Here is a 25,326-nt window from a genome sequence, read left to right on the forward strand (position 1 = left end):
CTCGCGCAGTTCCGCCAGCGACACGGTGAACAGGCCCTGAACCTCGACGGCGTCCGAGGCCTGATCGACGACGCCGATTCGGGTCGCGGGCAGGCCCCGCGCCTCGCACATCGACCGGAATCGGCTCTCCTCGGTGCGCGGGACCGCGACCAACACCCGGCCGGCCGACTCGGAGAACAACATCACGAACGGGTCGGCGTCGTCGGGAAGCACGATGCGGCAACCGGTTTCACCCGCCAGCGCGGATTCCACGATGGCCTGGGCGAGGCCGCCTTCGGAGAGGTCGTGCGCCGCGGACACCAGCCCGTCGCGTGACGCCGACGTCAGCACCTCGGCCAGGAGTTTTTCGCGCGCCAGGTCCACCGCGGGCGGCAACCCACCGAGGTGGTCGGCGGTCACCTGCGCCCACACCGAACCGTCGAGCTCGTCGCGGGTGTCGCCCAGCAGCAGCAGGGTCTCCCCCGGCTCGGCGCCCAGGCCGGTCGGGATTCGCCGCGCCACGTCGTCGATCACGCCGAGCACGCCGACCACCGGCGTGGGCAGGATCGCCGCCGACCCGGTCTGGTTGTAGAAGCTGACGTTGCCGCCGGTTACCGGAATCCCAAGGGCCGCACAGCCATCCGCGAGGCCGTGGACGGCCTGCGAGAACTGCCACATCACCCCGGGGTCCTCGGGGGAACCGAAGTTCAGGCAGTTCGTCACCGCCACCGGAGTCGCGCCCGTGACGGCGACGTTGCGGTACGCCTCGGCCAGCGCGAGTTGGGCGCCGGCGTAGGGATCCAGCAGCGTGTAGCGGCCCGACGCGTCGGTGGACACCGCGATGCCCCGCCCGGTCGACTCGTCGACGCGCAGCACGCCGCCGTCGGCGTGCTCGGCGAGCACCGTGTTGCCGCGCACGTAACGGTCGTACTGCTCGGTGATGAACGCGCGGCTGCACAGGTGCGGACTGCCAAGCAGCGCAAGCAAAGTCGCGCGCAGCTCGTCGCCGGTGGCCGGCCGGGGCAGGCCCGTCGAACGGTCCGCGTTCAGCGCGTCCTGCGATTCGGGGCGCGCGACGGGACGCTGATACACCGGGCCCTCGTGGGCCACGGTTCGCGGGGGCACGTCGACGACCGTCTCGCCGCCCCAGGTGATCCGCAACCGGTCGCCGTCGGTGACCTCGCCGATGACGGTGGCCAGCACCTCCCACTTGCGGCACACCGCCATGAAGGCGTCGACGTTCTCCGGCGCGACCACCGCGCACATGCGCTCTTGCGACTCGCTGCACAAAATCTCGGCGGGCGTCATCTCCTTGGCCCGCAGCGGGACGTTGTCGAGCTGAATCGCCATCCCACCGTCCCCGGCCGAGGCCAATTCCGATGTGGCACAAGATAATCCGGCGCCACCGAGGTCCTGGATGCCGATCACCAGTCCGCCCGCGTAGAGCTCGAGGCAGCACTCGATGAGCACCTTTTCCATGAATGGGTCGCCCACCTGAACCGACGGCAGCTTCTTGCGCGAATTTTCGGCGTCGAACGTGTCCGAGGCCAGCACCGACACCCCGCCGATGCCGTCCAGCCCGGTGCGCGCGCCGAACAGGATGATCTTGTTGCCCGCACCCGACGCGAACGCCAAATGCAGGTCCTCCTGGCGCAGTACGCCGATGCACATTGCGTTGACCAACGGGTTGCCCGCGTAGCACGCGTCGAACACCGTCTCGCCGCCGATGTTGGGCAGGCCGAGCGAGTTGCCGTAGCCGCCGATGCCGCGGACCACGCCGTCGACGACGCGGCGGGTGTCGGGCGCGTCGGCGGCGCCGAACCGAAGCTGATCCATCACGGCGACCGGGCGCGCACCCATGGCCATGATGTCGCGGACGATGCCGCCCACACCGGTGGCCGCGCCCTGGTAGGGCTCGACGTAGGACGGGTGGTTGTGCGACTCGACCTTGAAGGTGACGGCCCAGCCGTCGCCGATGTCGACGACGCCGGCGTTCTCGCCGATGCCGGCCAGCATGCCGGCGCGCATCTCGTCGGTGGTGGTCTCACCGAAGTAGCGCAGGTGGACCTTCGACGATTTGTACGAGCAGTGCTCGCTCCACATCACCGAGTACATCGCCAGCTCGGTGTCGGTGGGCCGCCGGCCCAGGATCTCGCGGATCCGCTGGTATTCGTCGTCTTTGAGCCCGAGTTCGTGAAACGGTTGCGGCTGGTCAGGGGTGTTCGCGGCGTGTTCGACGGTGTCGATGACCTGGGTGCGCGCGGTTGTCACGGGAACAGTCTAGAGAGCTAGTCCCCGCGCAGCAGGCGGGCGCTTTCGGCGTCGGCCGGATAGAACAGCTCGACGGCGAGCTCGGCGAGGGTGACGTCGAGCGGGGTCCCGAAGGTGGTGAGCGTCGTGAACATCGACAGCTTTTGTCCGCCACCGGCATCGAGTTCGAACGGCACCAGCAGGGCCGCGTTGTCCTGGGGCGAGCTCCACGCCCTGGCGGCCGACGCGACTCCCGGGTACCCGCGCACCTCCGCGTCGATCGCCCGCAATGCCGGGTCGCCGGTGAGCGCGATGGTGCGCCGCAGCTGGCCCAGCAGGTAGCCGGCCCATTCGGGGAAGTTCAGGGTCCGCGCGGCCAGCCCGTCGGGGTGCAGGGACAACCGGTACACGTTGGCCGGCGGCCCGCGCAGGTCGTCGGGCAGACCCGCGGTCAGGGCGGACGCCGCGGCGTTGGCCCCGACGATGTTCCAGCAGCGGTCGATGACGATGCCCGGGTAGGGGTCGTGTGCGTCGAGCAGGCGCTGCACCGCGTCGCGCGCCGGGGAGAGCGCGCCGTCCTCGAGCGGGCGCGACTGGTAGCGCGGGGCGAACCCGGCGGCGAGCAGCAGCGTGTTGCGCTCGCGCAGCGGAATGTCGAGCCCCTCGGCGAGGGCGAGCACCATCTCGGGGCTGGGCCGGGCGCGTCCCGTCTCGATGAAGCTCAGGTGCCGCGCCGACACCCCCACGCTGAGCGACAGGTCGAGCTGGCTCACCCGTCGGCGCGCCCGCCAGTCGCGCAACAGGACACCCACCGTCGCCTGGCTCACGAAGCCACGGTAACCACGCGCGGGTACCCGTCGCGATGACCTCGGAGGTAATTGTGCCGCCGCAGGCGTCCCGCCCAGGCTTGAGATGACGCGCTCGACAGGGAGCGCCCGAGTCAAGGAGGAACGATGACCGACGTCCAATCCGCCCCGAAGTTCAGCGCCGAGGTGTTCGCCGCGTACTGGGCCGCGCCCACCATGTCGCGCGGCTTCGACATCCTGGCCGACGACATCGTCGGCTACTGGCCGGGCGACGCCGAGCCGGTGCGCGGCATCGAGGCATACACGGCGAAGATCGGCGAATTGTTAGACGCTGCACCGGATTTGACGCTCGACGTGGTGGACAGCGCGACGGTTCCCGGCGCCGCCGAGGGCGAGGAGCTGGTGTTCTTGCACTATGTGGGTCGGGGCACCGGCCCGGACGGGCCGTTCCAGATCCGGGGGATCGACCGGGTGCGCACTCGCGACGGAATTGTCGTGGAGAACGTCATCCGCTACGACCCGCTGATCCTCACCCAGGGCTGAGCGCCGGGGCTGAGCGCTTGGGCTGAGCGTGCGCCCAGTGCGCACACCCAGCGCTACTGCTTGACGATGCAGAAGACGTTGCCCTCGGGGTCGGCCAGCACCACCCATCGGAACGTGTCGCCGAATTGGTGCCGGCCGACCTCGCTGGCCCCGGCCGCCGTCAGCCGCGCCACTTCGCCGTCGACGTCGGCCGCGCTCAGGTCGAGGTGCACCCGGTTCTTTCCCGGCGTCGGATCGGGCACCTTCTGAAACCCGAGCCGCAGCCCCTCCGGGAACGTCACCGCGGTGAACTCGTCGGCGAGGATGACGTGCGTCTTGCCGCCGAACTGCTCGGCCCACCAGCCGGCCAGCCCCGCCGGATCGCCGCAGTCGAACGTCACCATTTCCACGTTTAGCGCCATGGCCGGATCGTAGGTCAGCGGGGCGACAGAAACGCTTGCAGTGCCGCCGAATAGGCCGCCACGTCGCGCGCGCCCATCAATTCCCGCGCGGAGTGCATCGCGAGCTGCGGGGCGCCGACGTCGACGGTCGGGATGCCGGTGCGGGCGGAGGCCAGCGGCCCGATCGTCGAACCACACGGCAGGTCGGCGCGGTGCTCGTAACGCTGCAACTGAACCCCGGCCTGCCGGCAGGCGAGCTCGAAGGCCGCGGCGGTGCGCCCGTCGGTGGCGTACCGTAGGTTCGGGTGCACCTTGAGCACCGGTCCGGCGTTGACGTCGATCAGGTGGCCGGGCTCGTGCCGCTCCGGGTAGTTGGGGTGGGTGGCGTGGGCCATGTCGGCCGAGGCCAGCAGCGACGCCGGCAGCCGGCGCAGGAAGTCTTCGCGGGCGCCACCGGCCGCGAGCACGATCCGCTCGAGGACGGTGCTGAGCAGGTTGGACTGCGCGCCGCGGTCGGAGGTCGATCCGACCTCTTCGTGATCGAAGAGCACCAGCACCGGCACGAAGTCGCTCGGTTCGGCGGCGACCAACGCCTGCGTCCCCGCGTAGCAGCTGGCCTGGTTGTCCAGCCGGGGCGCGCTGATGAGGCTGGCGTCGGCGCCGATCACCGTCGACGGCGTCAGGTCGTGTGTCATCAGGTCGGCGCTCAGCACATCCGTCGCCGCCACCCCGGCTCGCTCGGCGACGTAGTCGAGGAACGAACCCCGTTGTTCCCCAACGCCCCAGACCGCGTTGACGTGTCGCTGCGGGTCCAGCGTCACCGACTTGCGATCCTCGGCCAGGTGGATCGCCAGCTGCGGCACCCGCAGGATCGGGTCGTCGATCCGGACGAGCCGCTGGCCGACCCGGGCACCGTCCCGCACCGATAGCCGCCCGCTGATGCCCAGGTCTCGGTCCAGCCAGGAGTTGAGCCAGGCGCCGCCGTACGGCTCGAGCGTCACCACCCGCCACCCGGCGACCAGCCGGTCGGGGCGCTGCTTCACTCGCAGGTTGGGACTGTCGGTGTGGGCGCCGATGATCCGGAACGGCCCGTCGGATCCGCTGGAGTTCCAGGCGACGAGCGAGCCGGCCCGTACCACGAAGTAGCGGCCCGGTCGGTCCGGCCAGCGGTCGGTTTCGTCGAGTTCGGCGTAGCCGGCCTCGACCAGGCGAGCGGACACCGTCGCGCAGGCGTGAAACGGCGACGGTGATGCGTCGATGAATTCGCAGAGGCCTGCGGCGCTGGCCGGCATGGTGACCATCATGGCTGTCGGCCTCTCCGTCGCCACGATAGGGTCGGCAGCGTGCCTCCGGTACAGCCCCAGCCCATTCTCCAGCCGCTGACACCGGCTGCGATCTTCCTCGTGGTCACCATCGGCGCCGGCGGGGAGGCGACGGTGCACGACGCGCTCCCCGGAATCTCCGGGCTGGTGCGCGCGATCGGTTTCCGTGAGCCGCCGAAGCGGCTGTCGGCGATCGCCTCGATTGGCTCCGACGCGTGGGATCGCCTGTTTTCCGGGCCGCGTCCCGCCGAACTGCATCCGTTCATCGCGCTGAAGGGCCCGCGGCACACCGCCCCAGCCACACCGGGGGATCTGTTGTTCCACATTCGGGCCGAGAGCCTGGACGTCTGCTTCGAGTTGGCCGACCGCATCCTGCGATCGATGGCCGGCGCGGTCACCGTGGTCGACGAGGTGCACGGGTTCCGGTACTTCGACAACCGCGACCTGCTGGGCTTCGTCGACGGCACCGAAAACCCCGACGGCCCAATCGCCGTCAGCGCCACCGCGATCGGCGATGAGGATCCCGACTTCGCCGGTTCGTGTTACGTGCACGTGCAGAAGTACGTGCACGACATGTCGTCGTGGAACTCGCTGTCGGTCACCGAGCAAGAACTGGTAATCGGCCGGACCAAACTGGAAGACATCGAACTCGACGACGACGAAAAGCCCGACAACGCTCACATCGCCCTCAACGTCATCACCGACGACGACGGCACCGAGTTGAAGATCGTCCGGCACAACATGCCGTTCGGCGAGTTGGGGAAGGCCGAGTACGGCACCTACTTCATCGGGTACTCGCGGACGCCGACGGTCACCGAGCGGATGCTGGAAAACATGTTCCTCGGCGACCCGCCGGGCAACACCGACCGCATTCTTGATTTCTCCACCGCCGTCACCGGCGGACTGTTCTTCTCCCCCACCGTCGACTTCCTCGACGACCCACCGCCCCTCCCGGCACCCCTGGCCACGGCGCGGCCAGCCGCTCCCGCCTCCACCGACGGTTCACTCGCGATCGGCAGCCTGAAAGGAACCTCTCGATGAACAACCTCTACCGCGACCTGGCACCCGTCACCGAAGTCGCCTGGGCGGAGATCGAATTGGAGGCCACCCGCACGTTCAAGCGCCATATCGCGGGGCGGCGCGTCGTCGACGTCAGCGAGCCCGGCGGACCGGTCACCGCGGCGGTCAGCACCGGCCGGCTCCTCGATGCCGACGCGCCCACCGACGGCGTGGTGGCGCACTTGCGAGAGAGCAAACCCCTTGTCCGCCTCCGCGTTCCGTTTACCCTGTCGCGCTATGAGATCGACAACGTCGAGCGCGGCGCGAACGACTCCGACTGGGACCCGGTCAAAGAGGCGGCCAAGAAGCTGGCGTTCGTCGAGGACCGCGCCATCTTCGAGGGCTACGCGGCCGGGTCGATCGACGGCATCCGCACGTGCAGCTCCAACCCGACGTTGAAGTTGCCCGAGGATCCACGTGACATGCCCGACGCCATTTCCCAGGCGTTGACCGGGCTTCGGCTGGCCGGCGTCGACGGCCCGTATTCGGTGCTGCTGGCCGCCGATGTCTACACCAAGGTCAGCGAGACCACCGAACACGGCTATCCCATCCGCGAGCACCTGAACCGTCTGGTGGACGGGGACATCATCTGGGCGCCGGCCATCGACGGCGCCTTCGTGCTGACCACCCGCGGCGGCGATTTCGATTTGCAGCTGGGCACCGACGTCGCGATCGGCTACCTCAGCCACGACGCCGACACCGTGCAGCTGTATCTGCAGGAGACGCTGACGTTCTTGTGCTACACCGCCGAAGCGTCGGTCTGCCTGGCCCCCTAGCCGCTATAGGTCCAAAACGAGGTCGCCGTCCGGCGCCGCCGAGCAGATCAGCACTTCGCCCGCGCCGGGCTCCTCCAACGGTGGCTGGACGTACGTCGTCGCCCCGGCGACGACGCCGGTGACACACACGTGGCACACCCCGCTTCGGCACGAAAAACGGGTCGGCACGTCGCAGGCTTCGGCGAGGTCGAGGATGCTCGCGTAATCGGGCGACCAGTTCACGGTCAGCCCGCTGCGCGAGAACGTGACCGGCGGTCCGGTGCCCGGTGTCCCGGCCGGCGGGTGGGGCGGCCTGTGGTCACCCGTCTCGACGACGCCCGGGTTGATCGCCGGTAGCGCACCGAACAGTTCGCTGTGAATGCGGTTGGGGTCGAGTCCGAGGATGGTGAGGTGGTTGCGCATGTCGGCCATGAATTGCGTTGGGCCGCAGAGGTAAACGGTGGCATCGGACGGGAGGCCGAGGGCAGCGATTGAGTCCCGGTTAAGACGCCCCTGCGTCTCGGTGTAGAAGACCCGCTGCCGAGCGTGCGGCAAGGACTCGACGAGGGCCGCCACTTCGGCCGCGAACGCCTGGGTTTGGGGATTTCGGGTGGTGTGGACCCACCAGATGTCGCGGCCGCTGCCGGCGGCCGAGAGCGCATGCAGCATCGCCAGCACGGGCGTAGCACCGATGCCCGCCGAAATGAGGACGACGGGATTGCCTTCCTCGATGAGATAGAAGTCACCGCGTGGCGCGGCCGCGTCTATCACCGCGCCCGGCTGGATGTGGGCGTGCAGCCAGGCGCTCACCAGGCCATGATCTTCGCGTTTGACGCTGATCCGGTAAACCCCCTCGGTGGGATCACCGGAAAGCGAGTAGCTGCGCAGGGGCGCCGGCTCCCCCGCCCCGGCGAGTCGCACCGGCAGGTACTGGCCGGGCAACGCAGGTGGCAACGGGGAATGGTCCTCGGACTCGAGGAGGATGGACAGCACCTCAGGGCTTTCCCTGCGTATCTGGCTGACCCGCAACGGACGAAACCCGCCCCACGCCGGTTCGGCGCCGGCTTGTGTTGCCGCGCCGGCCGGTTCGGCCAGCATGCCACGGAAGGACTGTTGCCAGCCGGGGCTGAGCGCCGGGACCTCGACGACCTTCCGGAGTAGCTCGATGTCGCGGTTGGGCAGATACAACAGCGCGTCGACGTCGGCGACGCTGAGCTCGTGATGGCCGCGCCGGGTCCGCACGATGGCATCGCCCGCGCAAACCCTGCCCTCGCTGATCACCCGGAAATAGAAGCCTGGGCGATGCTGGGACACAAGCAGATTGGGCATCTTCGGTTCGTTCAGTCGCATGCCGACCCGGAAGCAGGTGACGCGCGGCTGGGTGACCTCGAATTCCGCCTCACCGATGCGATAGCGATCACCGATGCAGACCTCGTCGTCGGGGAGCCCGCTGATCGTGAAATTCTCGCCGAATTGACCCGTTTCCAGGTCGTCACGACCGAGGTGGGTCCGCCAAAAGTCATACGACTCAACCTGATAAACCATGACCGCGCGTTGCTCGCCGCCGTGCCCACCGAGGTCGCCCTGACCGTCACCGTCGATGTTGAGGCGGCGCACCATGACCGGCCCGTCGACCGGTGTCTTCCATATCCCCGTGTATACGGTTTGGTCACGCCATTGGACGTCCTTGGGCATGCCCACATTGACCGAAACAAGTGTGCCCACCGTGTCACCGCCCGCAGCGTGGTCAGTCTGGGATGATCGGCCCACACTATGCCCGCACGACGCGCAGGGCAACTCGTGACCAGCCTGTTGCGAGCCACCGCTCCTGGTGCATACTGGGTTGTGCGACCCAGAATGCGGGAGGAAATACCTATGGCGACTGTTCATCATCGCTACATCACGGTTGACGGTCACCGGCTGTTCTTCCGCGAGGCCGGCGACGCGGGTGCTCCCGCTCTGGTTCTGTTGCACGGCTTTCCCACCAGCTCCTACATGTTCCGCGGCCTGATCCCGGCGCTGGCCGACCGCTACCACGTGATCGCGCCCGACCACCTGGGCTTCGGCCTCTCCGACGCGCCCTTCGTGGACGAGTTCGACTACACATTCGACTCGCTCACCGACCTGACCGCGGGCCTGCTGCGCACGCTCGGCATCGACCGATACGCCATCTACGTGCAGGACTACGGGGCCCCGATCGGCTGGCGCCTGGCCCTGCGCGATCCCTCCGCCGTCACCGCGATCATCACCCAGAACGGCAACGGCTACGACGCGGGATTCGTCGAAAGCTTCTGGAAAGTGGTGTGGGCCTATCAAACTGAGCCCACGCCCGTCACCGAGGCTCCGGTGCGGCAGTTCCTCACGCTGGACGCCACCCGGTGGCAGTACGTCACCGGCGTCCGCGATGAGACCCTGGTGGACCCGGAATCCTGGTATCACGACTACGCGCTGATCTCTCGTCCCGGCAACGACGAGGTGCAGCTGAAGCTGCTGCGCGACTACGCCACCAATGCGCCGCTCTACCCGCGCCTGCACGAGTACTTCCGCGCGACCCGGGTGCCGTTGCTGGCGGTGTGGGGCCGGGGTGACGAGATCTTCGGCCCGGCCGGCGCGCAGGCGTTCGCCGACGACCTGCCCGACGCCGAGATCCACCTGCTCGACGGCGGGCACTTCCTGCTCGAGTCCGCACTCGACGAAGTCACCGAGCTCATCCGCAACTTCCTCGCGAAGGTCCTCGTGGCCGCCTGACGGGCCGGCGGGCGCCGCGGCATCAATGGGTTGAATGTCCCATAGTCCGCGGCGCCCGCGGGTTAGCCTGACGCGATGGCCCATCCCGATGTTCACGTCGAACAACGGTTGACCGCCAAGGGGCGCGCCACCCGCGACAGGATCGTGGAGGCGGCCGCCCACCTCATCGTCACCGAGGGCCTGTCCGCGGCGAACATGGAGAACGTGCGCGGGGCGGCATCGGTCAGCGGATCCCAGCTCGCGCATTATTTCGCCGACAAGGGCGCATTGATCCGCGCGGTCATCAAGCGCCAGATCGGCGTGGTTTTGGACTTTCACCGGCAGCCCAGGCTTGGCGGCCTGCGGTCGTTCGACGACTTCGAGCGGTGGGTCGACCTCAACATGCGCTACCTGCGGCGCATCGGATACTTCGGCACGCCCACCTACCACGCCCTCGCCGCGCAGTTGGCGAAGTCGGACGATGTGACGCGGGGGACGCTGGGCGAGGGCTATTGGCAGTGGATCGAGCTCCTCGAGGAATCGATCCGGCACATGAAGGACGACGGCCTCCTGGTCGGGGATGCGGACCCTCGACGCATAGCGCTGGTCATCGTCAGCGCTCATCAGGGCGGCGGCACCCTGGCCTTCACCTATCGGGCCGAGTGGCCGCACGCCGAAGCGGTCCGTTTCGCGGTGAACTATCTGCGCATGTTCGCCACCGATGCCGCGGAACGGGTGCCGCGGCCCGCCCGCCGTGCCCGGGGCCGACGCAGGACGGCAGCGACGTGAGCGACGCCGGCGAATCGCGGTTGACCCGCAAGGGAATTGCGACCCGGGCGCGAATCATCGACGCCGCGGCGCGGCTGATGTTCGAGCGGGGCGTCGCCAACACCAGCATCGAACAAGTGCGGCGCCGCGCCGGCGTGGGGGGGTCGCAGATCTCGCACTACTTCAGCGACAAGCGGGACCTGACCCGGCACGTCATCGCCGCGCGGCGCGACGACGTGCGGGCCTTTCACACTCGACCGTCGTTGGGGGCGCTCGACAGTTTCGATGCGCTGCAGGCGTGGGCCGACGCCGTCGCGGCCGACATCGACACCGTCTACCGGGTCGGCGGTTGTGTCTACGGCTCGTTGGCCGGTGAGCTGATCGACGCCGACGACGAAATGCACGACGACCTGTCCGCCGGCTACGACCTGTGGATCGGACTGTTTCAGGCCGGGCTCACGGCGATGCGGGACCGCGGCGAGCTGCGCCCCGACGCCGACCCCCGGCACCTGGCCACGTCGCTGGTCGTCGCACATCAGGGTGGTGCGACGGTGACCTATGCCACCGGCGATCCGGAGCCGATGCGCGCCGCCGTCTTTGCCGCCGTCGACTATGTGCGTTCCTTCGCGCCGCCGCCCCGCAAGACACGCCGCAAAGCCAAATCCTGACCCGACGAACGCAGACCCCCTAGACAGACTGGGTCTCATGACCCATAATATTGGGTTAGATAGCCCATTCACCATGGCTGGCGGACGGGGATGATCGCTTCGGTTCGGCGCCGCATAGCCATATCCAAAGGGCGCCAACAGATCTAGGAAGAGGCAGCAATGTCCGTCAGCACTTCACCCCAGCTGCCCACCGCGCCCGCCGTGGTTCGAGAACAGCCCGGCGGCGCCACCATGCGGGCGATCATCCTGACGGGATTCGGCGGCCTCGACAGGCTGGTCTATACCGACATCCCCAAGCCGTTGCCCCGGGACGGCGAAGTGGTAATCGAGGTCAAGGGATTCGGCATCAACCACGCCGAGATCCACATGCGCCGGGGGGAATGGGCGGAAGCCGCAGAAGTCAGCGGCATCGAATGCGTGGGCATCGTCGACTCGTGCCCGGGAGGTGAGTTCCCCGTCGGCGCCAAGGTGGCGGCCCTGATGGGCGGCCTGGGACGGACGATCAACGGCAGCTATGCCGAGTTCACCCGCGTCCGCGCGGCCAACGTCGTCCTCATCGAGTCCGACCTGCCGTGGTCAGCGCTGGCCGCGCTCCCGGAAACCTACGCGACCGCTTGGACATGCCTATTCCGTAACCTCGAATTGACCGCAGGACAAACGCTGGTGATTCGCGGCGCGACGTCGGCGTTGGGGCAGGCGGCACTGAAAATGGCGGTGGCCACCGGTGCGAACGTCATTGCCACCGCACGCAGCCGCGATCGTTTTCCCTTGCTCGAGAACATCGGAGCCGTCCGCGTCGAGTTGGAGCGCACCGACCTTGCCGCCCACATCGCCGAAGCCAAGAACATCGACGCCGTCCTCGATTTCGTCGGCAACAGCACCATCCTGGACTCGCTTGACATGCTGCGCCGCGGCGGTTCCGCCTGTCTGGCCGGGTGGCTCGGCGGACTTGCGCCCATCGGCGATTTCAACCCGCTCGCGCGGATGGCCAGCGGTGTGAACTTCACGTTCTTCGCCAGCCCCGTCTTTGGCAATCCCGGCTTCCCGGTGTCGGACGTGCCGCTGAGTGACATCGCACGGCAGGTGGCGGAGGGCAAACTCGATGCAAAGCCGGCACGCGTCTTTTCGTTCGACCAGATTCACGAGGCCCACCGAGTGGCGGAGTCCGGAGAGGCTGGCGGCAAGGTGGTCGTCGTGATGGACTGAGGCCGGAGATTCACACACCGAGGGATGCCAAAGGTTAGCCATGCCGACTACCACGCCGTCCGTGCTCGTTTTCGACGTGAACGAGACGCTCATCGATATCCATTCGCTGGCACCGCTTTTCGCTGAGAAGTTCGGCGACGAGCGGGTGCTGCGCGAGTGGTTCGCGCAGCTGATCATGTACTCGATGGCCGTCACGCTGGCCGATAGTTACGTGAATTTCCCAACGCTCGCCCAGGGCGTGCTGCGCATGCTCGGCGACATCTACGGCGTAGCCGTCACGGACGACGACCTGCAGCGCCTCAAGACCGGCCTGCTGACGATGCCGGCGCACCCGGACGCGGCCGCGGGGCTTGCCGCTTTGCGCGACAACGGATTCCGCCTGGTCACCCTGACCAACTCGCCGCCCAACCCGGACGGGCCGACGGCGCTGCAGAATTCGGGGCTCGCCGAGTACTTCGAGCACCAGTTGAGCGTCGATTCCTGCCGCGCCTTCAAGCCCGCTCGGTCGGTGTACCGGCACGCGTGCGAGACGCTCGGGGTGGCACCCGCCGATTGCATGATGGTGGCCGCGCACGCGTGGGACACCCTGGGCGCGCAACGCGTCGGCTACAGCTCCGCTCTCATCACCCGGCCCGGCAATCCACCGCTGGCGGTCGACGGGTTGCCGCAACCGGACCTCGTGGTGAGCGACATCCGCGAGCTCGCCGAGCGACTCGTCGAGTGGAGGCGCTGACGGATGGGAGCAGATATCGAACGGGGCTACGACGTCATCGTGCTCGGCGCCGGGCCGATCGGTCAGAACGCCGCGGAACGTGCGCGGGCGGCGGGTCTCAGCGTCGCGGTGGTCGAGCGCGAGCTCGTCGGTGGCGAATGCTCGTATTGGGCGTGTGTGCCCAGTAAAGCGTTGCTGCGCCCGGTGATTGCCGTTGCGGACGCGCGGCGGGTCGACGGCGCCCGCGAGGCGATCAGCGGTTCCATCAACACCGAGGGGGTCTTCGGCCGCCGCAACCGCTACGTCACCGACTGGGACGACAGCGGCCAGGCCGACTGGGTGGCTGGCATCGGTGCCACGCTGATACGCGGGCACGGGCGGTTGGACGGTCCGCGACGAGTCGCCGTGAGTACGCCCGCCGGCGATCAACCGGTGCTGAGCGCGCGGCACGCGGTGGTGGTCTGCACCGGCAGCCGGCCCGCGCTGCCAGATTTGCCCGGCATGGCCGAGGCCAGACCCTGGACCAACCGTCAGGCCACCGACAGCAGCTACGTCCCGGAGCGGCTCGCCGTCGTCGGCGCCGGCGGCGTCGGCGTCGAAATGGCCACCGCCTGGCAAGGATTGGGCGCACGGGTGACCCTCCTCGCTCGCGGTTCTGGCCTGCTGCCGCGCATGGAGCCCTTCGTGGGCGAGCTGATCGGCCGCGGACTCGCCGAGGCGGGCGTGGACGTGCGCATGGGGGTGTCGGTCCGAGCGCTGCGCCGGCCCGACGGCGCCCGTGTCGTCCTCGAATTGGACGACGGATCCGAATTGGAAGTCGACGAGGTGCTTTTCGCGACCGGGCGGGCCCCGCTCACCGGCGACATCGGCCTGGACACGGTGGGGCTGACGCCGGGCAGCTGGCTCGACGTCGACGACACCTGCCGGGTGCGAGCCGTCGAGGACGGCTGGCTCTACGCGGCGGGCGACGTCAACCACCGCGCCCTGCTGACCCATCAAGGCAAATACCAGGGACGCGTCGCCGGCGCGGCCATCGGCGCCCGGGCGGCGGGAAAGCCGCTGGATACCGCGCCATGGGGCGTGCACGCGACCACCGCCGACCATTACGCCGTGCCGCAGGCCTTCTTCACCGACCCGGAAGCCGCCGCCGTCGGCCTGACCGCCCGGCAGGCCCAGGTAGCCGGACACCGCGCGCGGACCGTCGACGTGGAAATCGGCGAAGCCGTGATGGGGGCCAAGCTCTACGCCGACGGCTACACCGGTCGAGCCCGGATGGTGGTCGATGCGGATCGCGGCCACCTGCTCGGCGTCACACTGGTCGGACCCGGGGTCACCGAGATGCTGCACTCCGCGACCATCGCCGTCGCCGGCCAAGTTCCCATCGACCGGTTGTGGCACGCCGTGCCGTGCTTCCCGACTATCAGCGAAGTGTGGCTGAGGTTGCTCGAGGCCCACCGAGACGCCGCGGCCGATAATTGACTCATGGCGACTTCAGACGGATTCCACCCCGACTTCGACGACGCGGCCCCCGAGGTGGCCCGCAACCGCGTGCACCACGTCAAGGCCTCGGACATCAGTTCCGACACCGCACAATCGGAGGGCCTGCGCCGGTTCGCCGCCCTGTCCGGCAAGTCGGTGGGCGCCGAGAAGCTGTGGATGGGTGAGACGCACGCGTCACCGGCAACCGCCTCGTCGAACCACCATCACGGCGAATCGGAGACCGCGATCTACGTCCGAAGCGGCAACCCGGAGTTCGTCTTTCACGACGGCGTCCACGAGGTGCGCATCGCCACCGCGCCCGGCGATTACGTCTTCATCCCGCCGTATCTGCCGCACCGGGAGGAAAACCCCGACCCCGACTCCACCGCTGAGGTTGTGATCGCGCGCAGCACCCAAGAGGCCATCGTCGTCAATCTGCCCGAGCTGTATCCGCTGATCGAGGATCAGTAGACCGCGATTTCGACGAGGTTCCCGTCGACGTCGCGGCAGTAGTGCGAGGTCATCGGCCCCAAGGCGCCGGTCTTGGTCACCGGCCCGGAGACGATGTCGACCCCGCAGGCGGCGAGGTGGGCGCGAACGTCGTCCGGCGTCGCCTGTGTGACGAAGCACAAGTCCGCGGAGCCGGCCGCTTCGACGGTACCGGTCGTCCAGTCCGGATCGTCGGCCAGCGCCCCGACCGGTCGCAGGTTGATCTTCTGGTTCCCGAACGTCACCGCGGTTCGCCCCGACGGCCCGAACGTCTCTCGCCTCATGCCCAGCACCCGCTCATACCAAGCCGCGGTGGCCTCAATATCGTTGCAGTTCAACACGATATGGTCGATGCGTTCCACCGCGAAGCCCACTGTCACCCCTCCTCATCCGCGCGCAGCTGCGTCGCGAGCGCGGCCGCCAGCTGGTCGGCGGCACTCTCGTCGAGCGCCTCGTGAGCGAAAATCATTCTGTACCAGAGTAATCCAAACACCTGATCGACAACGGTCGCCGGCGGTTCGGCGGCGGAGATCTGGCCGCGGGCTCGCGCGCGGGCGAGGATTCCAGCCAACTCGTCCCGCCTCGCGGCGGTGAATGCCGCGAGCCGATCCATGGTGGCGTCATCGGCAAGCGCCTCCCGCAATACCCCGAGGAGCAGGCTGCGGTTATCGGGCGCGGCGGTGAAAGTGGCGCGCAAAAACAGGCGTAGGTCGGAGTGCAGGTCGCCGCCGTCCGGTGCCGGCGCGACCTGCCGCGCCCGGTGGATCATCGCGTCCAGCAGCACCGCGCTCTTGGAAGGCCACCAGCGATAGATGGTCTGCTTGCCGACGCCCGCCCGCTCGGCGATGGCGTCGACACTGATCGGCCCACCGCCGTCGGCAAGCAACTCGGCCGCCGCCTGCAGGATCGCCCGCTCCGCCGCGTCGTTACGTCGGTTACCGGTGTGCGGCCGTCGGGGCGTCACAGCCTGAAGGCTAGCGTTCCTGTTGACGAGACCGCTAGTCTCGACAATGCTTGCGCCATGACCACCTCAACCCGCGAACGCAAACGTCGCCGCATCGGCTTCTTCCATCGACGCATCGCCAACCCCGTCACCCGGCGGCTGCCCACCCAGGTGCTGCTGGAGACCATCGGCCGCAACAGCGGGCGACCCCGACGAACGCCGATCGGCGGGCGACTCGACGGCGCCACGTTCTGGCTGGTGGCCGACCACGGTGAGGCGTCCGACTACGTGCGGAATATCAAGGCGAACAACAGGGTTCGGATTCGTCTCCGTGGCCGCTGGCGGGCCGGGTCCGCCACGCTGCTGCCCGACGACGACCCACACGCCCGCTTGGCAACGCTACCGCGATTCAACAGCGCGATGGTGCGCGCGTTGGGCACCGACCTGCTGACCATGCGGGTCGACCTGGATCCGACGTAGGCGGGCGGAATCCGGTCGCTCAGCAAATTCTCAACAATTTCTTCGCTTCCCGCTAGCTCGGCACAAAGGATCCGCCAAGCCACCGGCCTCAGTATCGACTCATGACGAACGAGCCGCTCTGCGCAGAGCTGGTCGAGCGGTACCTGTGCACCCGCGGCAGCCGGTATTTCCGGGGCCGGCACGACGGCGAGTTTTTCTACGTCGCCAACACCCGACCGCGGCGGCTGCACGTCCACCTCGAGGCCTGCCCGACGCAAAGCGACGTGCTGATCATCCGGGTGACGCCCGCGTGCTTCTTTCCCGCTGCCGAGCGTCCCTGGCTGGTGCACTTCGCCGACACGTGGAACGCGCAGGACCGCGGCGTCGTCGCGGTCGTGCACGGCTCGTCCGACCCGCAGCGCATCGGCGTGGTGGCGCGCAGGTCGCAATGGATCCGCGAGGGCGTCTCCTTCGAGGACTTTGCCGCCTTCGTCGACGCCGCCATCGCGGACGCGATCGACCTGTTCGGTCAGCTGGCGCCCGTCGACGAGTTACCGCCGACGACGCCCCCGTTGCTCTGTGACGCCGGCTGAGGGGAGGCCGAGCGTAACGCCACGGCGAAATTCTGGGCGGTATTTCGCGGTGGCGTTACGCTCGCGCCGATGTTTAGGGCCTGCGTCACATCGGCAATCCGTTGCGAATGGCAGGCATCAAACAGCCGGCGGCCCAGAATCACGAGACGGCGAAATGGGACCCGCAGTTCACCCGACAGGTCGCTAAGGCCGTCGGGCCCCTGGTCAAGCGGTGGTATCGCGCGGAGGTGCGAAACGTCGAGAACGTCCCGTCGACCGGTGGGGCGCTCGTGGTGTCCAACCACTCGGGCGGCATGTTCACGCCGGACGTGTTCATCTTCTCGCCCGCCTTCTACGACAAGTTCGGCTACGACCGGCCCGTCTATACCCTGGCCCACTACGGCCTGTTCATGGGCCCGCTGGACGGCTGGCTGCGCCGCCTCGGCGTGATCGAGGCGAAGCGGGAAAACGCCGCGGCGGCGTTGCATTCAGGCGCTGTAGTTTTGGTCTTTCCGGGCGGCGACTACGACGCCTACCGGTCGACCTTCAGCGCCAACACCATCGACTTCGACGGGCGCACCGGCTACGTCAAGACCGCCATCGAGGCCGGGGTGCCGATCGTGCCCGCCGTGTCCATCGGCGCCCAGGAGACGCAGCTGTTCCTGACCCGCGGCAACTGGCTGGCGCGCACATTGCGACTCACGAAGGCCCGGATCAACATCCTGCCGGTCAGCTTCGGCTTCCCGTTCGGCCTCAGCGTGGTCTTCCCGCCCAACCTGCCGCTGCCGGCCAAGATCGTCACCGAGGTCCTCGAACCCATCGACATCGCCGCGCGCTTCGGCGAAGACCCCGACGTCGACGAGGTCGATGCGCACGTGCGCGCGGTGATGGAGGCGGCGCTGAAGCGGCTGGCGGCCGAACGCCGATTCCCCGTCCTTGGCTGAATCCCGTTGTGCTGCTGAGGGTTTAGGCGGCGAGCACGGCATCCAGCGCCGAATAGAACAGGCCCAGCCCGTCGTCGGAGGGTCCCGTCAGCGCCTCGATGGCGTGCTCGGGATGCGGCATCAGCCCGACGACGCGACCGTTGGCCGAGCTGATGCCGGCGATGTCACGCTGCGAACCGTTGGGGTTGTCGTGGTAACGGAAAACCACCCGGCCCTCGCCCTCCAGCTCGTCGAGCACGTTCGCGGGCGCGACGTAGCGACCCTCGCCTGACTTCAGCGGCACCAGCAGGTCCGCGTCTGGCTCGAAACGCGAGGTCCACGCCGTCGAGGTCGACGTCACCCGGAGCCACACGTCGCGGCACACGAAGTGCAAGCCCGCGTTGCGGGTCAGCGCCCCGGGCAACAGCCCGGCCTCGCAGATCACCTGAAAACCGTTGCAGATTCCCAACACCGGCATTCCGCGTCCGGCGGCGTCGACCACTTCGGCCATCACCGGGGCGAATCTGGCGATCGCGCCGGCGCGCAGGTAGTCGCCGTAGGAGAAACCGCCGGGGACCACCACGGCGTCGACCCCCTTGAGATCGGCGTCGGCGTGCCATAGCGCGACCGCTTCGGCGCCGACGCGACGCGCCGCCCGGGCGGCGTCCACGTCATCAAGCGTCCCGGGGAAGGTGATGACTCCGATCCGCGCCGTCACTGCGTCTCCCGGCTGATCGTCCAGTCCTCGATCACGGTGTTGGCCAACAGCGACTCGGCGATCTCGGCGAGCGTGGCGTCGTCGACGGACTCGTCGACCTCGAGCTCAAATCTCTTGCCCTGCCGTACATCCGAGATCCCAGGGTGGCCGAGCCGACCCAGTGCGCCGACAATTGCCTGACCCTGCGGGTCCAGAATCTCCGCTTTGGGCATTACATGAACGACCACCCGGCTCACCGGCGCTCCTCCTCAGGGTTCATCTCGGCACCCAACTCTACGGGCACGAGGCGATATAGGCGTCGCACAGGGGCGCGACCATGGAGTTCAGCACGGAGTCGTCCGCCATCGCCGGCCAGGACACCTGCGGCGGCCCCTGCGACCACAGCGTGAGCTCGCTGACCGTGCTGCTCGCCACGTGGGCCACCAGGTAGGTGTGCATGATCATCGGGCCGCTGACCACCGCGGCCATCCGGTTCGGCTCGTCGCTGGTGATCGACGGCGACTGCGCCGGGACGCGTTGCTGGCAGCCGCGCAGGGCGGCGACGGCGGTGCTGAACACCCCGGCCGCGATGGAGCCGCCGCGGGCGGTGTCCCCGCGCCAGTGCAGTATTTCGGCCTGCAACTGCCACTGACCGTCCGGGTGGGTGACCGTCACGCGGGCCGCGACCGCCGAGGCGCGGGCGTCCTGCAACGCCTCCGGCGAGGCACACAGGTCCTCGAAGCGAAATCTCGCCGTCCCGGTGCCCGTCAACGGAACCGATGAACCGGCCAGCGCCGGCCAGTGGTAGACCGAATCCAGCGGCACCGCACGCTGCTGAATCCAGGCGCTGTTGGGGATCTGGTCGCACACCGGCGGGCAGGTCTCCGGGTCCGCATGGGCGGGTACCACCACGATCAGAGCCACCGCGAAGCCGCCGGCAGCCAGCATCGCCGCCAGGATCACCCGCATCGGCATCACCCCCGTCAGGGCACAATCGTAGATATGCAACTTACGCACTTCGGCCATTCCTGCCTACTCGCCGAGTTCGACAACACGCGTGTGCTTTTTGATCCCGGTTCCTTCGCGCACGGCTTCGAGGGAATCACCGGCCTGTCCGCCATCCTGATCACCCACCAGCACCCCGACCACGTCGACGTGAGCCGGCTGCCCGCGCTGCTCGAGGGCAACCCCGACGCGGCGCTCTACGCCGATCCGCAGACCACCGAGCAGCTGGGCGCGCCCTGCCGGGCGGTGCACGTCGGCGACGAGCTGCAGATCGGCGAGCTGACCGTCCGCGCCGTTGGCGGCCGGCACGCCGTGATCCACCCGGAAATCCCTGTGATAGAGAACATTTCGTTTCTGATCGGCGACGGCGGCCACGCGGCGCGACTCATGCACCCCGGTGACGCGCTGTTCGTGCCCGACGAGCCGGTGGACGTGCTGGCCGCTCCGGCGGCGGCCCCGTGGATGAAGATCGCCGAGGCCGTCGACTACCTGCGCGCGGTGGCGCCGGCGCGGGCGGTGCCGATCCATCAGGGGATCATCGCCCCCGACGCGCGGGGGATTTACTACGGCCGGCTCACCGAGATGACCACCACCGACTTTCAGGTGCTGCCCGAAGAAAGCGCGGTCACCTTCTAACCGCGAGCAGACGCAGAATCGCACGATTTCAGGCCGGACGATGCGATTCTGCGTCTGCTCGGCGGTCAGTCCTAGGTGATGTCGTCGGCGGCGCCGCGGCCGGCGGCGCGCCCGGAGAAAATGCAGCCGCCCAGAAACGTGCCCTCCAGCGCCCGGTAGCCGTGCACGCCGCCGCCACCGAAGCCGGCCACCTCCCCGGCCGCGTACAGGCCGGTCAGCGGCGTGCCGTCGGCCGTCAGCACCCGCCCGGCCAGGTCGGTCTCGATGCCGCCCAACGTCTTTCGGGTCAGGATGTGCAGCTTGACGGCGATCAGCGGCCCGGCCTTCGGGTCGGTCAGCCGGTGCGGCGCCACCACCCGGCCCAGCCGGTCGCCCAGGTAGCCGCGCGCGGCGCGGATCGCGGTGATCTGGCCGTCCTTGCTGAACCGGTTGGCCACCTCGCGGTCCCGCGCGGTCACCTCGGCCTCCACCGTGGCGTAGTCCAGCGGCTCCACATCGGGCAGCTTGTTCATCGCCCTCACCAGCTCGCGAAGCGAGTCCGCGCTGACGAAGTCCACGCCCCGGTCGATGAAGGCCTGCACCGGTGCCGGCGGCCCGGAGCTGGCCCGATTGCGCACCAGCTCACGCACGCTCTGACCGGTCAGGTCGGGGTTCTGCTCCTGACCGGAGAGCGCGAACTCCTTCTCAATGATCTTGGCGTTCAACACAAACCAGGTGTAGTCATGGCCGGACTTGGTGATGTGCTCGAGCGTGCCGAGGGTGTCGAAGCCGGGATACAGGGGCACCGGCAACCGCTTGCCGGACGCATCAAGCCACAACGACGACGGGCCCGGGATGATGCGGATGCCGTGCAGCGGCCAGATCGGGTCGTAGTTGGTGATGCCCTCGGTGTAATGCCACATCCGGTCGGGGTTGATGACCCGCGCGCCGGCCCGCTGGGAGATGCCGATCATCCTGCCGTCGACGTGCGCGGGCACGCCGCTGAGCAACTGCTCGGGCACGCGGCCCATCCGCCTGGGCCAATTCTTGCGCACCAGCTCGTGATTGCCGCCGATGCCGCCGCTGGTGACGATCACCGCTGAGGCCCGGAACTCGAACTCCCCCACCGCGGTTCGCGACGACGCCACGCCGCGCGCCTCAGCCGAGGGCTCCAGCACCGTGCCGCGGACGCCGGTCACCGCGCCACCCGCGCTGCCCTCTAGGATCAGCTCGTCGACCCGGTGGCGGTGCGCGAAGCGCACCGACGAGCGATCCCGCAACCGGCGCGCGAAGATCTCGACCAGCGCCGGCCCGGTGCCCCAGGTGATGTGGAAGCGGGGAACCGAATTGCCATGTCCCTGCGCGCCGTAACCGCCGCGCTCGGCCCAACCCACCAACGGAAAAATCTTGAGGCCCCGGGCGCGCAGCCAACTGCGTTTCTCCCCGGCCGCGAAATCGACGTAGGCATGCGCCCATTGGCGTGGCCAGTAGTCCTCGGGCCGGTCGAACGCCGCTGTGCCGAGCCAATCTTGGAGGGCCAACTCGTGGCTGTCGCGGATGCCGAGCCGGCGTTGCTCCGGGCTGTCGACGAAGAAGAGACCGCCGAACGACCAGAAGGCCTGCCCGCCCAGATTGGCGCTGTTCTCCTGGTCGAGGATCAGCACCCGCAGGCCGCGCTCGACCAACTCGCAGGCGGCCACCAGACCCGAAAGACCGGCACCGACGATGATCGCGTCAGCGGCGAACCCCGCGACCGAAGAATCGCTCATGTGGCAACAGGGTAATGCCCGCGGCCGGCGGGCCAATCAGCCGCTCGGTCAGGCGGCGTCGAGGACCGCGCTGTGGGCCCGCCACTTGTAGACGGTCGGGTTGCAGCCGTGCATCGACGCCAGGTCGACGGCGTCCAGCATCGCCTGCAGCGGCCCGGGCTTGCGCAGTTGGTGCGCGGCGACGGCGACCCGCACGATGCCGCCGCGGCGCGCGATGCGTTCGGCGGACAGCACGACCATGCGGCACCACCACGGCTCGGTCAGGAAACCCTCGCCGATGCCCAGCACCCGGGTGCGGACCGTGCTGTGCCGGACCAGGTCGGTGATCCCGTGCAGATCGGCGAGCAGCCGAAAGCCGTTCTGCGGCAAGGCCTTGACCACGCCCGGGGACACCACCCAGCCCGGTGCCGCGAAGAGGCGGGTGCGCAGCCCGAGGTGCTCGAGCACCCGGTCGGCGCCCATCAGTCGCAGGTTGGCCTCGTGCGCGCGCAGCACCGCGAATTCGCCGCGACGCTTCTTGGTTGCGGGGTCGTCGTAGCCGTGCAGCACGATGGCGTCGCCGCCGGCCCGACGGGCCGTCAGCCACTCCACGGTGCGCGGGTCGCGGTCGAGCCGGTAGTCGCCCTTGAGCCGGGGAGCAACCAGCAACGAGACCGGGACCTTGCGGGCATCCATTTGTGCGCAGAACGCCTCGACGTCGCCCAGGGTCCGCTCGCCGATCCCGGACACCGAGACGATCAATTTTCCAGACACACCTGCAGTTTGACGATTCCAGGTGTCGGGACGGTGAAGGACACGCAGACGGCAGGCGTATATCGGCCCAGGCGGAAATTCGGCCGGGCAGGCCCGCAAGCAGCGAATCTGCGCGCGCCCGGGCGCCCGAACGGCCCCCGACAGCAAACGCGTCCCACCGTCGGCGGACGCAATCGATTCGATATGCTAAGCAACGCCATGGATAAGGCCCGTTCAGCAGCGGCCGACACCTCGCCGCCCACCGCTCCGCCTCAGCATCCGGGCGCCCATGTCTACCCCGACAAGCTGGACGCCAGGCTGTTACGGGTCTCCGGGGTGTGCCTGCTGGCCACCGTGATGGCAATCCTGGACGTCACCGTCGTCGCCGTCGCGCAACGCACCTTCATTGACCAATTCGGGTCGTCGCAGGCCATCGTCGCCTGGACGATGACCGGCTACACGCTGGCGCTGGCGACCGTGATCCCGTTGACGGGCTGGGCCGCCGACCGGTTCGGCACCAAACGGCTTTTCATGGGATCGGTGGTGGCGTTCGCGCTGGGCTCGTTGCTGTGCGCGGTCGCGTCAACGATCCTGCAGCTCATCGTGTTTCGAGTGGTGCAGGGGATCGGCGGCGGCATGCTGATGCCGCTGGGATTCGTGATCATGACCCGCGAGGCCGGCCCCGGCCGCCTCGGCCGCCTGATGTCGATCCTGAGCATCCCCATGCTGCTCGCCCCGATCGGGGGGCCGATCCTGGGCGGCTGGCTCATCGACACCTCCAGCTGGAGGTGGATCTTCCTGATCAACCTGCCGATTGGGCTCTTGACGCTGGTTCTGGCGGCAGTGGTGTTCCCCAGGGATCACCCCACGCGCTCGGAGACGTTCGACGTCGTCGGCGGGCTGCTGCTGTCGCCGGGCCTGGCGACGTTCCTGTTCGCGGTGTCCTCCGTCCCGCGCTGCGGGACGGTTGCCGATCGCCGCGTCCTGATACCGGCGGCCGTCGGCCTGCTGTTGATCGCCGCGTTCGTCCTCCACGCGCGGCGCCGTACCGACCACCCGTTGATCGACCTGCGGTTGTTCCAGAACAAGGTGATCAGCCAGGCCAACGTGACGATGGTGCTGTTCGCCATCGCGTTTTTCGGGGCGGGCCTGTTGCTCCCGAGCTACTTCCAGCAGGTGTTGCACCAGACGCCGATGCAGGCCGGCGTGCACATGATCCCGCAGGGGCTGGGCGCCATGCTCACCATGCGGCTGACCGGGCCGCTGGTGGACAGGCAGGGCCCGGGCAAGATCGTGTTGATCGGCATCGCGCTGATCACCGCGGGCCTGGGGGCCTTCGCTTTCGGTGTGGCCCGGCAGGCGGCGTACCTGCCCACGCTGTTGATCGCCCTGGCGGTCATGGGGCTGGGCATGGGGTGCACGATGATGCCGCTCTCGGTGGCGTCCGTGCAGGCCCTGTCACCCCACCAGATCGCCTGCGGCACAACGCTGATGAGCGTCAGCCATCAGATCGGCGGCTCGATGGGAACCGCGCTGATGTCGATGATCATCACCAACCAGTTCAACCGCAGCGAGAACATCGCGGCGGCAAACAAACTCGCCGCCCTCCAACAGAAAGCCGCCGCCACCGGGACACCGGTCGACCCGTCGGCCGTCCCACCGAAGGCGCTCGCCCCCGGCTTTGCCGACAACGTCCTGCACGACCTTTCCCACGCGTACACAACGGTATTCGTGATCGCGGTCGTGCTGGTGACACTGACCGTCATCCCGGCGATGTTCCTGCCGAAGCAGCCCGCGATCGTAACGGCGGGCGAGGACCTCGACTAACTCTCGAACAGCATGGTGGCGATCCGCAGCACGGTGTCCATCGGATCGGCCTGTTTGACGGCGGCGTTGACCGCGTCGTTGAGCCACAGCGTCGAAAACCCGTGGACCAGTGACCAGGCCGCCAGCTGAGCGGCGGCAGGATCGGCCCGCGCGTTGGGATCCCGCAACGTCGCGACGCCCCGGGATAGCTCGGCCCCGGCGGCGGCCTCGGCGGCGGCCAGTTCGGCGTCCGCGGCGTCCAGGAGCGACCGGTTGAACATCACCTGGTAGTGGCCGGGGTGCTCGAGGGCGAACCGCACGTAGGCCAGGGCGGCGTCGGTGAAGCGGCCCCGCGCGCGGGTCAGCGTCTCGGCCAACAGCCGGAAGCCCTCGGTGGCCAGCGCGGTGAACAACCCGCGCCGATCGGTGAAGTGGTGGGCGGGGGCGGCGTGCGACACGCCCGCGCCGCGGGCCAGCTCGCGCAACGAGATCCCGTCGGCGCCGCGCTCGGCCACCTGGCGCGCGGCCTCGGCGAGGATCACCGCGCGCAGGTCGCCGTGGTGGTAGTTGGGACGGGCCATCAGGCCAGCATAGCGACCAAACTTGACAGTGACTAGATAGGGGTTTACCTTCTGGTGCTAGGATCTTGTCATTGTCTAGAT

General features: G+C 68.6%; 28 protein-coding genes. 15 read left to right on the forward strand and 13 right to left on the reverse strand.

The annotated features are described in order from the left end of the window. Together purL and A5712_RS29290 are read right to left on the reverse strand one after the other, a co-directional pair. Positions 1–2,250 (reverse strand): phosphoribosylformylglycinamidine synthase subunit PurL (purL, locus tag A5712_RS29285; protein WP_068113903.1); only part of this gene is annotated, 2,250 nt, incomplete at its 3' end. 17 nt (positions 2,251–2,267) lie between these two features. Then, the gene (locus tag A5712_RS29290; RefSeq protein WP_068113906.1) at positions 2,268–3,056 is read right to left on the reverse strand and encodes a helix-turn-helix domain-containing protein; all 789 of its coding nucleotides are present in this window, start codon (positions 3,054–3,056) and stop codon (positions 2,268–2,270) included. A gap of 126 nt (positions 3,057–3,182) precedes the next feature. Between A5712_RS29290 and A5712_RS29295 the strand changes: the two genes are divergently transcribed. Continuing rightward, complete coding sequence (locus A5712_RS29295) at positions 3,183–3,578, forward strand: nuclear transport factor 2 family protein (protein ID WP_068113909.1); 396 nt, start codon at positions 3,183–3,185, stop codon at positions 3,576–3,578. 53 nt (positions 3,579–3,631) lie between these two features. Here the strand turns inward: A5712_RS29295 and A5712_RS29300 are convergent, their stop codons facing one another. Both A5712_RS29300 and A5712_RS29305 read right to left on the reverse strand, forming a co-directional pair. Then, the gene (locus tag A5712_RS29300; protein WP_068113912.1) at positions 3,632–3,979 is read right to left on the reverse strand and encodes a VOC family protein; all 348 of its coding nucleotides are present in this window, start codon (positions 3,977–3,979) and stop codon (positions 3,632–3,634) included. A gap of 14 nt (positions 3,980–3,993) precedes the next feature. Beyond that, on the reverse strand, positions 3,994–5,250 hold the full coding sequence (locus A5712_RS29305; protein ID WP_197519532.1) for a M18 family aminopeptidase: 1,257 nt from the start codon (positions 5,248–5,250) through the stop codon (positions 3,994–3,996). Positions 5,251–5,301: 51 nt separating this feature from the next. On the opposite strand from A5712_RS29305, the gene A5712_RS29310 reads away from it, so the two are divergent. Together A5712_RS29310 and A5712_RS29315 are read left to right on the forward strand one after the other, a co-directional pair. Beyond that, a complete protein-coding gene (locus A5712_RS29310) occupies positions 5,302–6,321 on the forward strand; it encodes a Dyp-type peroxidase (RefSeq protein ID WP_068113915.1) in 1,020 nt (339 codons plus the stop codon). Next, entirely contained in the window at positions 6,318–7,115 is a 798-nt protein-coding gene (locus tag A5712_RS29315) for a family 1 encapsulin nanocompartment shell protein (RefSeq protein WP_068113919.1), read from the forward strand. Before A5712_RS29310 ends, A5712_RS29315 begins: the two co-directional genes overlap by 4 nt. Positions 7,116–7,118: 3 nt before the next feature. Here the strand turns inward: A5712_RS29315 and A5712_RS29320 are convergent, their stop codons facing one another. Continuing rightward, positions 7,119–8,819, reverse strand: a complete 1,701-nt coding sequence (locus A5712_RS29320; RefSeq protein WP_068113920.1) for an MOSC and FAD-binding oxidoreductase domain-containing protein — start codon at positions 8,817–8,819, stop codon at positions 7,119–7,121. 150 nt (positions 8,820–8,969) lie between these two features. Between A5712_RS29320 and A5712_RS29325 the strand changes: the two genes are divergently transcribed. From A5712_RS29325 to A5712_RS29355, 7 genes are all read left to right on the forward strand, one after another. Beyond that, positions 8,970–9,842 carry an alpha/beta fold hydrolase gene (locus A5712_RS29325; protein WP_068113922.1) on the forward strand — a complete coding sequence of 291 codons (873 nt, stop codon included), beginning with the start codon at positions 8,970–8,972 and terminating at the stop codon, positions 9,840–9,842. 75 nt (positions 9,843–9,917) lie between these two features. Beyond that, positions 9,918–10,610 (forward strand): TetR/AcrR family transcriptional regulator, encoded by a 693-nt coding sequence (locus tag A5712_RS32265; RefSeq protein ID WP_068113925.1) that lies wholly within the window; start codon positions 9,918–9,920, stop codon positions 10,608–10,610. Continuing rightward, entirely contained in the window at positions 10,607–11,257 is a 651-nt protein-coding gene (locus A5712_RS32270) for a TetR/AcrR family transcriptional regulator (RefSeq protein ID WP_231982276.1), read from the forward strand. The genes A5712_RS32265 and A5712_RS32270 overlap by 4 nt, the downstream gene beginning before the upstream one ends. Positions 11,258–11,416: 159 nt before the next feature. Next, positions 11,417–12,463, forward strand: coding sequence for a zinc-binding dehydrogenase (locus tag A5712_RS29340; RefSeq protein WP_068113928.1), 1,047 nt, complete (start codon positions 11,417–11,419; stop codon positions 12,461–12,463). Between the two features lie 40 nt (positions 12,464–12,503). Then, the gene (locus tag A5712_RS29345) at positions 12,504–13,196 is read left to right on the forward strand and encodes a haloacid dehalogenase type II (protein WP_068113932.1); all 693 of its coding nucleotides are present in this window, start codon (positions 12,504–12,506) and stop codon (positions 13,194–13,196) included. A 3-nt stretch (positions 13,197–13,199) separates the two neighbouring features. Then, positions 13,200–14,654, forward strand: coding sequence for an NAD(P)/FAD-dependent oxidoreductase (locus A5712_RS29350; protein WP_068113934.1), 1,455 nt, complete (start codon positions 13,200–13,202; stop codon positions 14,652–14,654). A 3-nt stretch (positions 14,655–14,657) separates the two neighbouring features. Further along, positions 14,658–15,125 carry a cupin domain-containing protein gene (locus A5712_RS29355; RefSeq protein ID WP_068113937.1) on the forward strand — a complete coding sequence of 156 codons (468 nt, stop codon included), beginning with the start codon at positions 14,658–14,660 and terminating at the stop codon, positions 15,123–15,125. On the opposite strand, the gene A5712_RS29360 is transcribed toward A5712_RS29355, so the two are convergent. Both A5712_RS29360 and A5712_RS29365 read right to left on the reverse strand, forming a co-directional pair. Next, complete coding sequence (locus tag A5712_RS29360; RefSeq protein ID WP_068113939.1) at positions 15,119–15,517, reverse strand: VOC family protein; 399 nt, start codon at positions 15,515–15,517, stop codon at positions 15,119–15,121. The genes A5712_RS29355 and A5712_RS29360 overlap by 7 nt on opposite strands. A gap of 2 nt (positions 15,518–15,519) precedes the next feature. Continuing rightward, positions 15,520–16,107 carry a TetR/AcrR family transcriptional regulator gene (locus A5712_RS29365; RefSeq protein ID WP_068113944.1) on the reverse strand — a complete coding sequence of 196 codons (588 nt, stop codon included), beginning with the start codon at positions 16,105–16,107 and terminating at the stop codon, positions 15,520–15,522. Positions 16,108–16,164: 57 nt separating this feature from the next. Between A5712_RS29365 and A5712_RS29370 the strand changes: the two genes are divergently transcribed. The 3 genes from A5712_RS29370 to A5712_RS29380 all read left to right on the forward strand — a co-directional run bounded on the left by A5712_RS29370 (position 16,165) and on the right by A5712_RS29380 (position 18,061). After that, on the forward strand, positions 16,165–16,566 hold the full coding sequence (locus A5712_RS29370; protein WP_068113946.1) for a nitroreductase/quinone reductase family protein: 402 nt from the start codon (positions 16,165–16,167) through the stop codon (positions 16,564–16,566). Positions 16,567–16,667: 101 nt separating this feature from the next. Further along, positions 16,668–17,138: a YbjN domain-containing protein gene (locus A5712_RS29375; RefSeq protein WP_068113950.1), complete on the forward strand. Its 471-nt coding sequence runs from the start codon at positions 16,668–16,670 to the stop codon at positions 17,136–17,138. A gap of 107 nt (positions 17,139–17,245) precedes the next feature. Continuing rightward, positions 17,246–18,061, forward strand: coding sequence for a lysophospholipid acyltransferase family protein (locus A5712_RS29380; protein ID WP_068113953.1), 816 nt, complete (start codon positions 17,246–17,248; stop codon positions 18,059–18,061). A 22-nt stretch (positions 18,062–18,083) separates the two neighbouring features. Here A5712_RS29380 and purQ read toward each other — a convergent pair whose 3' ends face one another. From purQ to A5712_RS29395, 3 genes are read right to left on the reverse strand one after another with little or no spacing between them, the layout of a single operon-like run. Beyond that, positions 18,084–18,758 carry a phosphoribosylformylglycinamidine synthase subunit PurQ gene (gene purQ, locus A5712_RS29385; protein WP_068113956.1) on the reverse strand — a complete coding sequence of 225 codons (675 nt, stop codon included), beginning with the start codon at positions 18,756–18,758 and terminating at the stop codon, positions 18,084–18,086. Further along, complete coding sequence (gene purS, locus A5712_RS29390; RefSeq protein WP_068113959.1) at positions 18,755–18,994, reverse strand: phosphoribosylformylglycinamidine synthase subunit PurS; 240 nt, start codon at positions 18,992–18,994, stop codon at positions 18,755–18,757. Before purS ends, purQ begins: the two co-directional genes overlap by 4 nt. Before the next feature lie 37 nt (positions 18,995–19,031). Beyond that, positions 19,032–19,763, reverse strand: a complete 732-nt coding sequence (locus A5712_RS29395; RefSeq protein ID WP_068114045.1) for an ATPase — start codon at positions 19,761–19,763, stop codon at positions 19,032–19,034. Between A5712_RS29395 and A5712_RS29400 the strand changes: the two genes are divergently transcribed. Beyond that, entirely contained in the window at positions 19,740–20,378 is a 639-nt protein-coding gene (locus A5712_RS29400) for an MBL fold metallo-hydrolase (protein ID WP_068113963.1), read from the forward strand. The two genes, A5712_RS29395 and A5712_RS29400, sit on opposite strands and share 24 nt — an antisense overlap. 71 nt (positions 20,379–20,449) lie before the next feature. Here A5712_RS29400 and A5712_RS29405 read toward each other — a convergent pair whose 3' ends face one another. Together A5712_RS29405 and A5712_RS29410 are read right to left on the reverse strand one after the other, a co-directional pair. Further along, a complete protein-coding gene (locus tag A5712_RS29405) occupies positions 20,450–22,126 on the reverse strand; it encodes an FAD-binding dehydrogenase (protein ID WP_068113966.1) in 1,677 nt (558 codons plus the stop codon). A 48-nt stretch (positions 22,127–22,174) separates the two neighbouring features. Further along, entirely contained in the window at positions 22,175–22,879 is a 705-nt protein-coding gene (locus tag A5712_RS29410; RefSeq protein WP_068113970.1) for a DUF2334 domain-containing protein, read from the reverse strand. Positions 22,880–23,062: 183 nt separating this feature from the next. Between A5712_RS29410 and A5712_RS29415 the strand changes: the two genes are divergently transcribed. Next, positions 23,063–24,685, forward strand: a complete 1,623-nt coding sequence (locus tag A5712_RS29415) for a DHA2 family efflux MFS transporter permease subunit (RefSeq protein ID WP_068113973.1) — start codon at positions 23,063–23,065, stop codon at positions 24,683–24,685. Here A5712_RS29415 and A5712_RS29420 read toward each other — a convergent pair. Further along, on the reverse strand, positions 24,682–25,245 hold the full coding sequence (locus A5712_RS29420; RefSeq protein WP_068113976.1) for a TetR/AcrR family transcriptional regulator: 564 nt from the start codon (positions 25,243–25,245) through the stop codon (positions 24,682–24,684). The two genes, A5712_RS29415 and A5712_RS29420, sit on opposite strands and share 4 nt — an antisense overlap. Between the last annotated feature and the right edge of the window lie 81 nt (positions 25,246–25,326).

This window comes from Mycobacterium sp. E2327, from assembly GCF_001672675.1.
In the GTDB taxonomy this organism is placed as follows: Bacteria; Actinomycetota; Actinomycetes; order Mycobacteriales; family Mycobacteriaceae; genus Mycobacterium.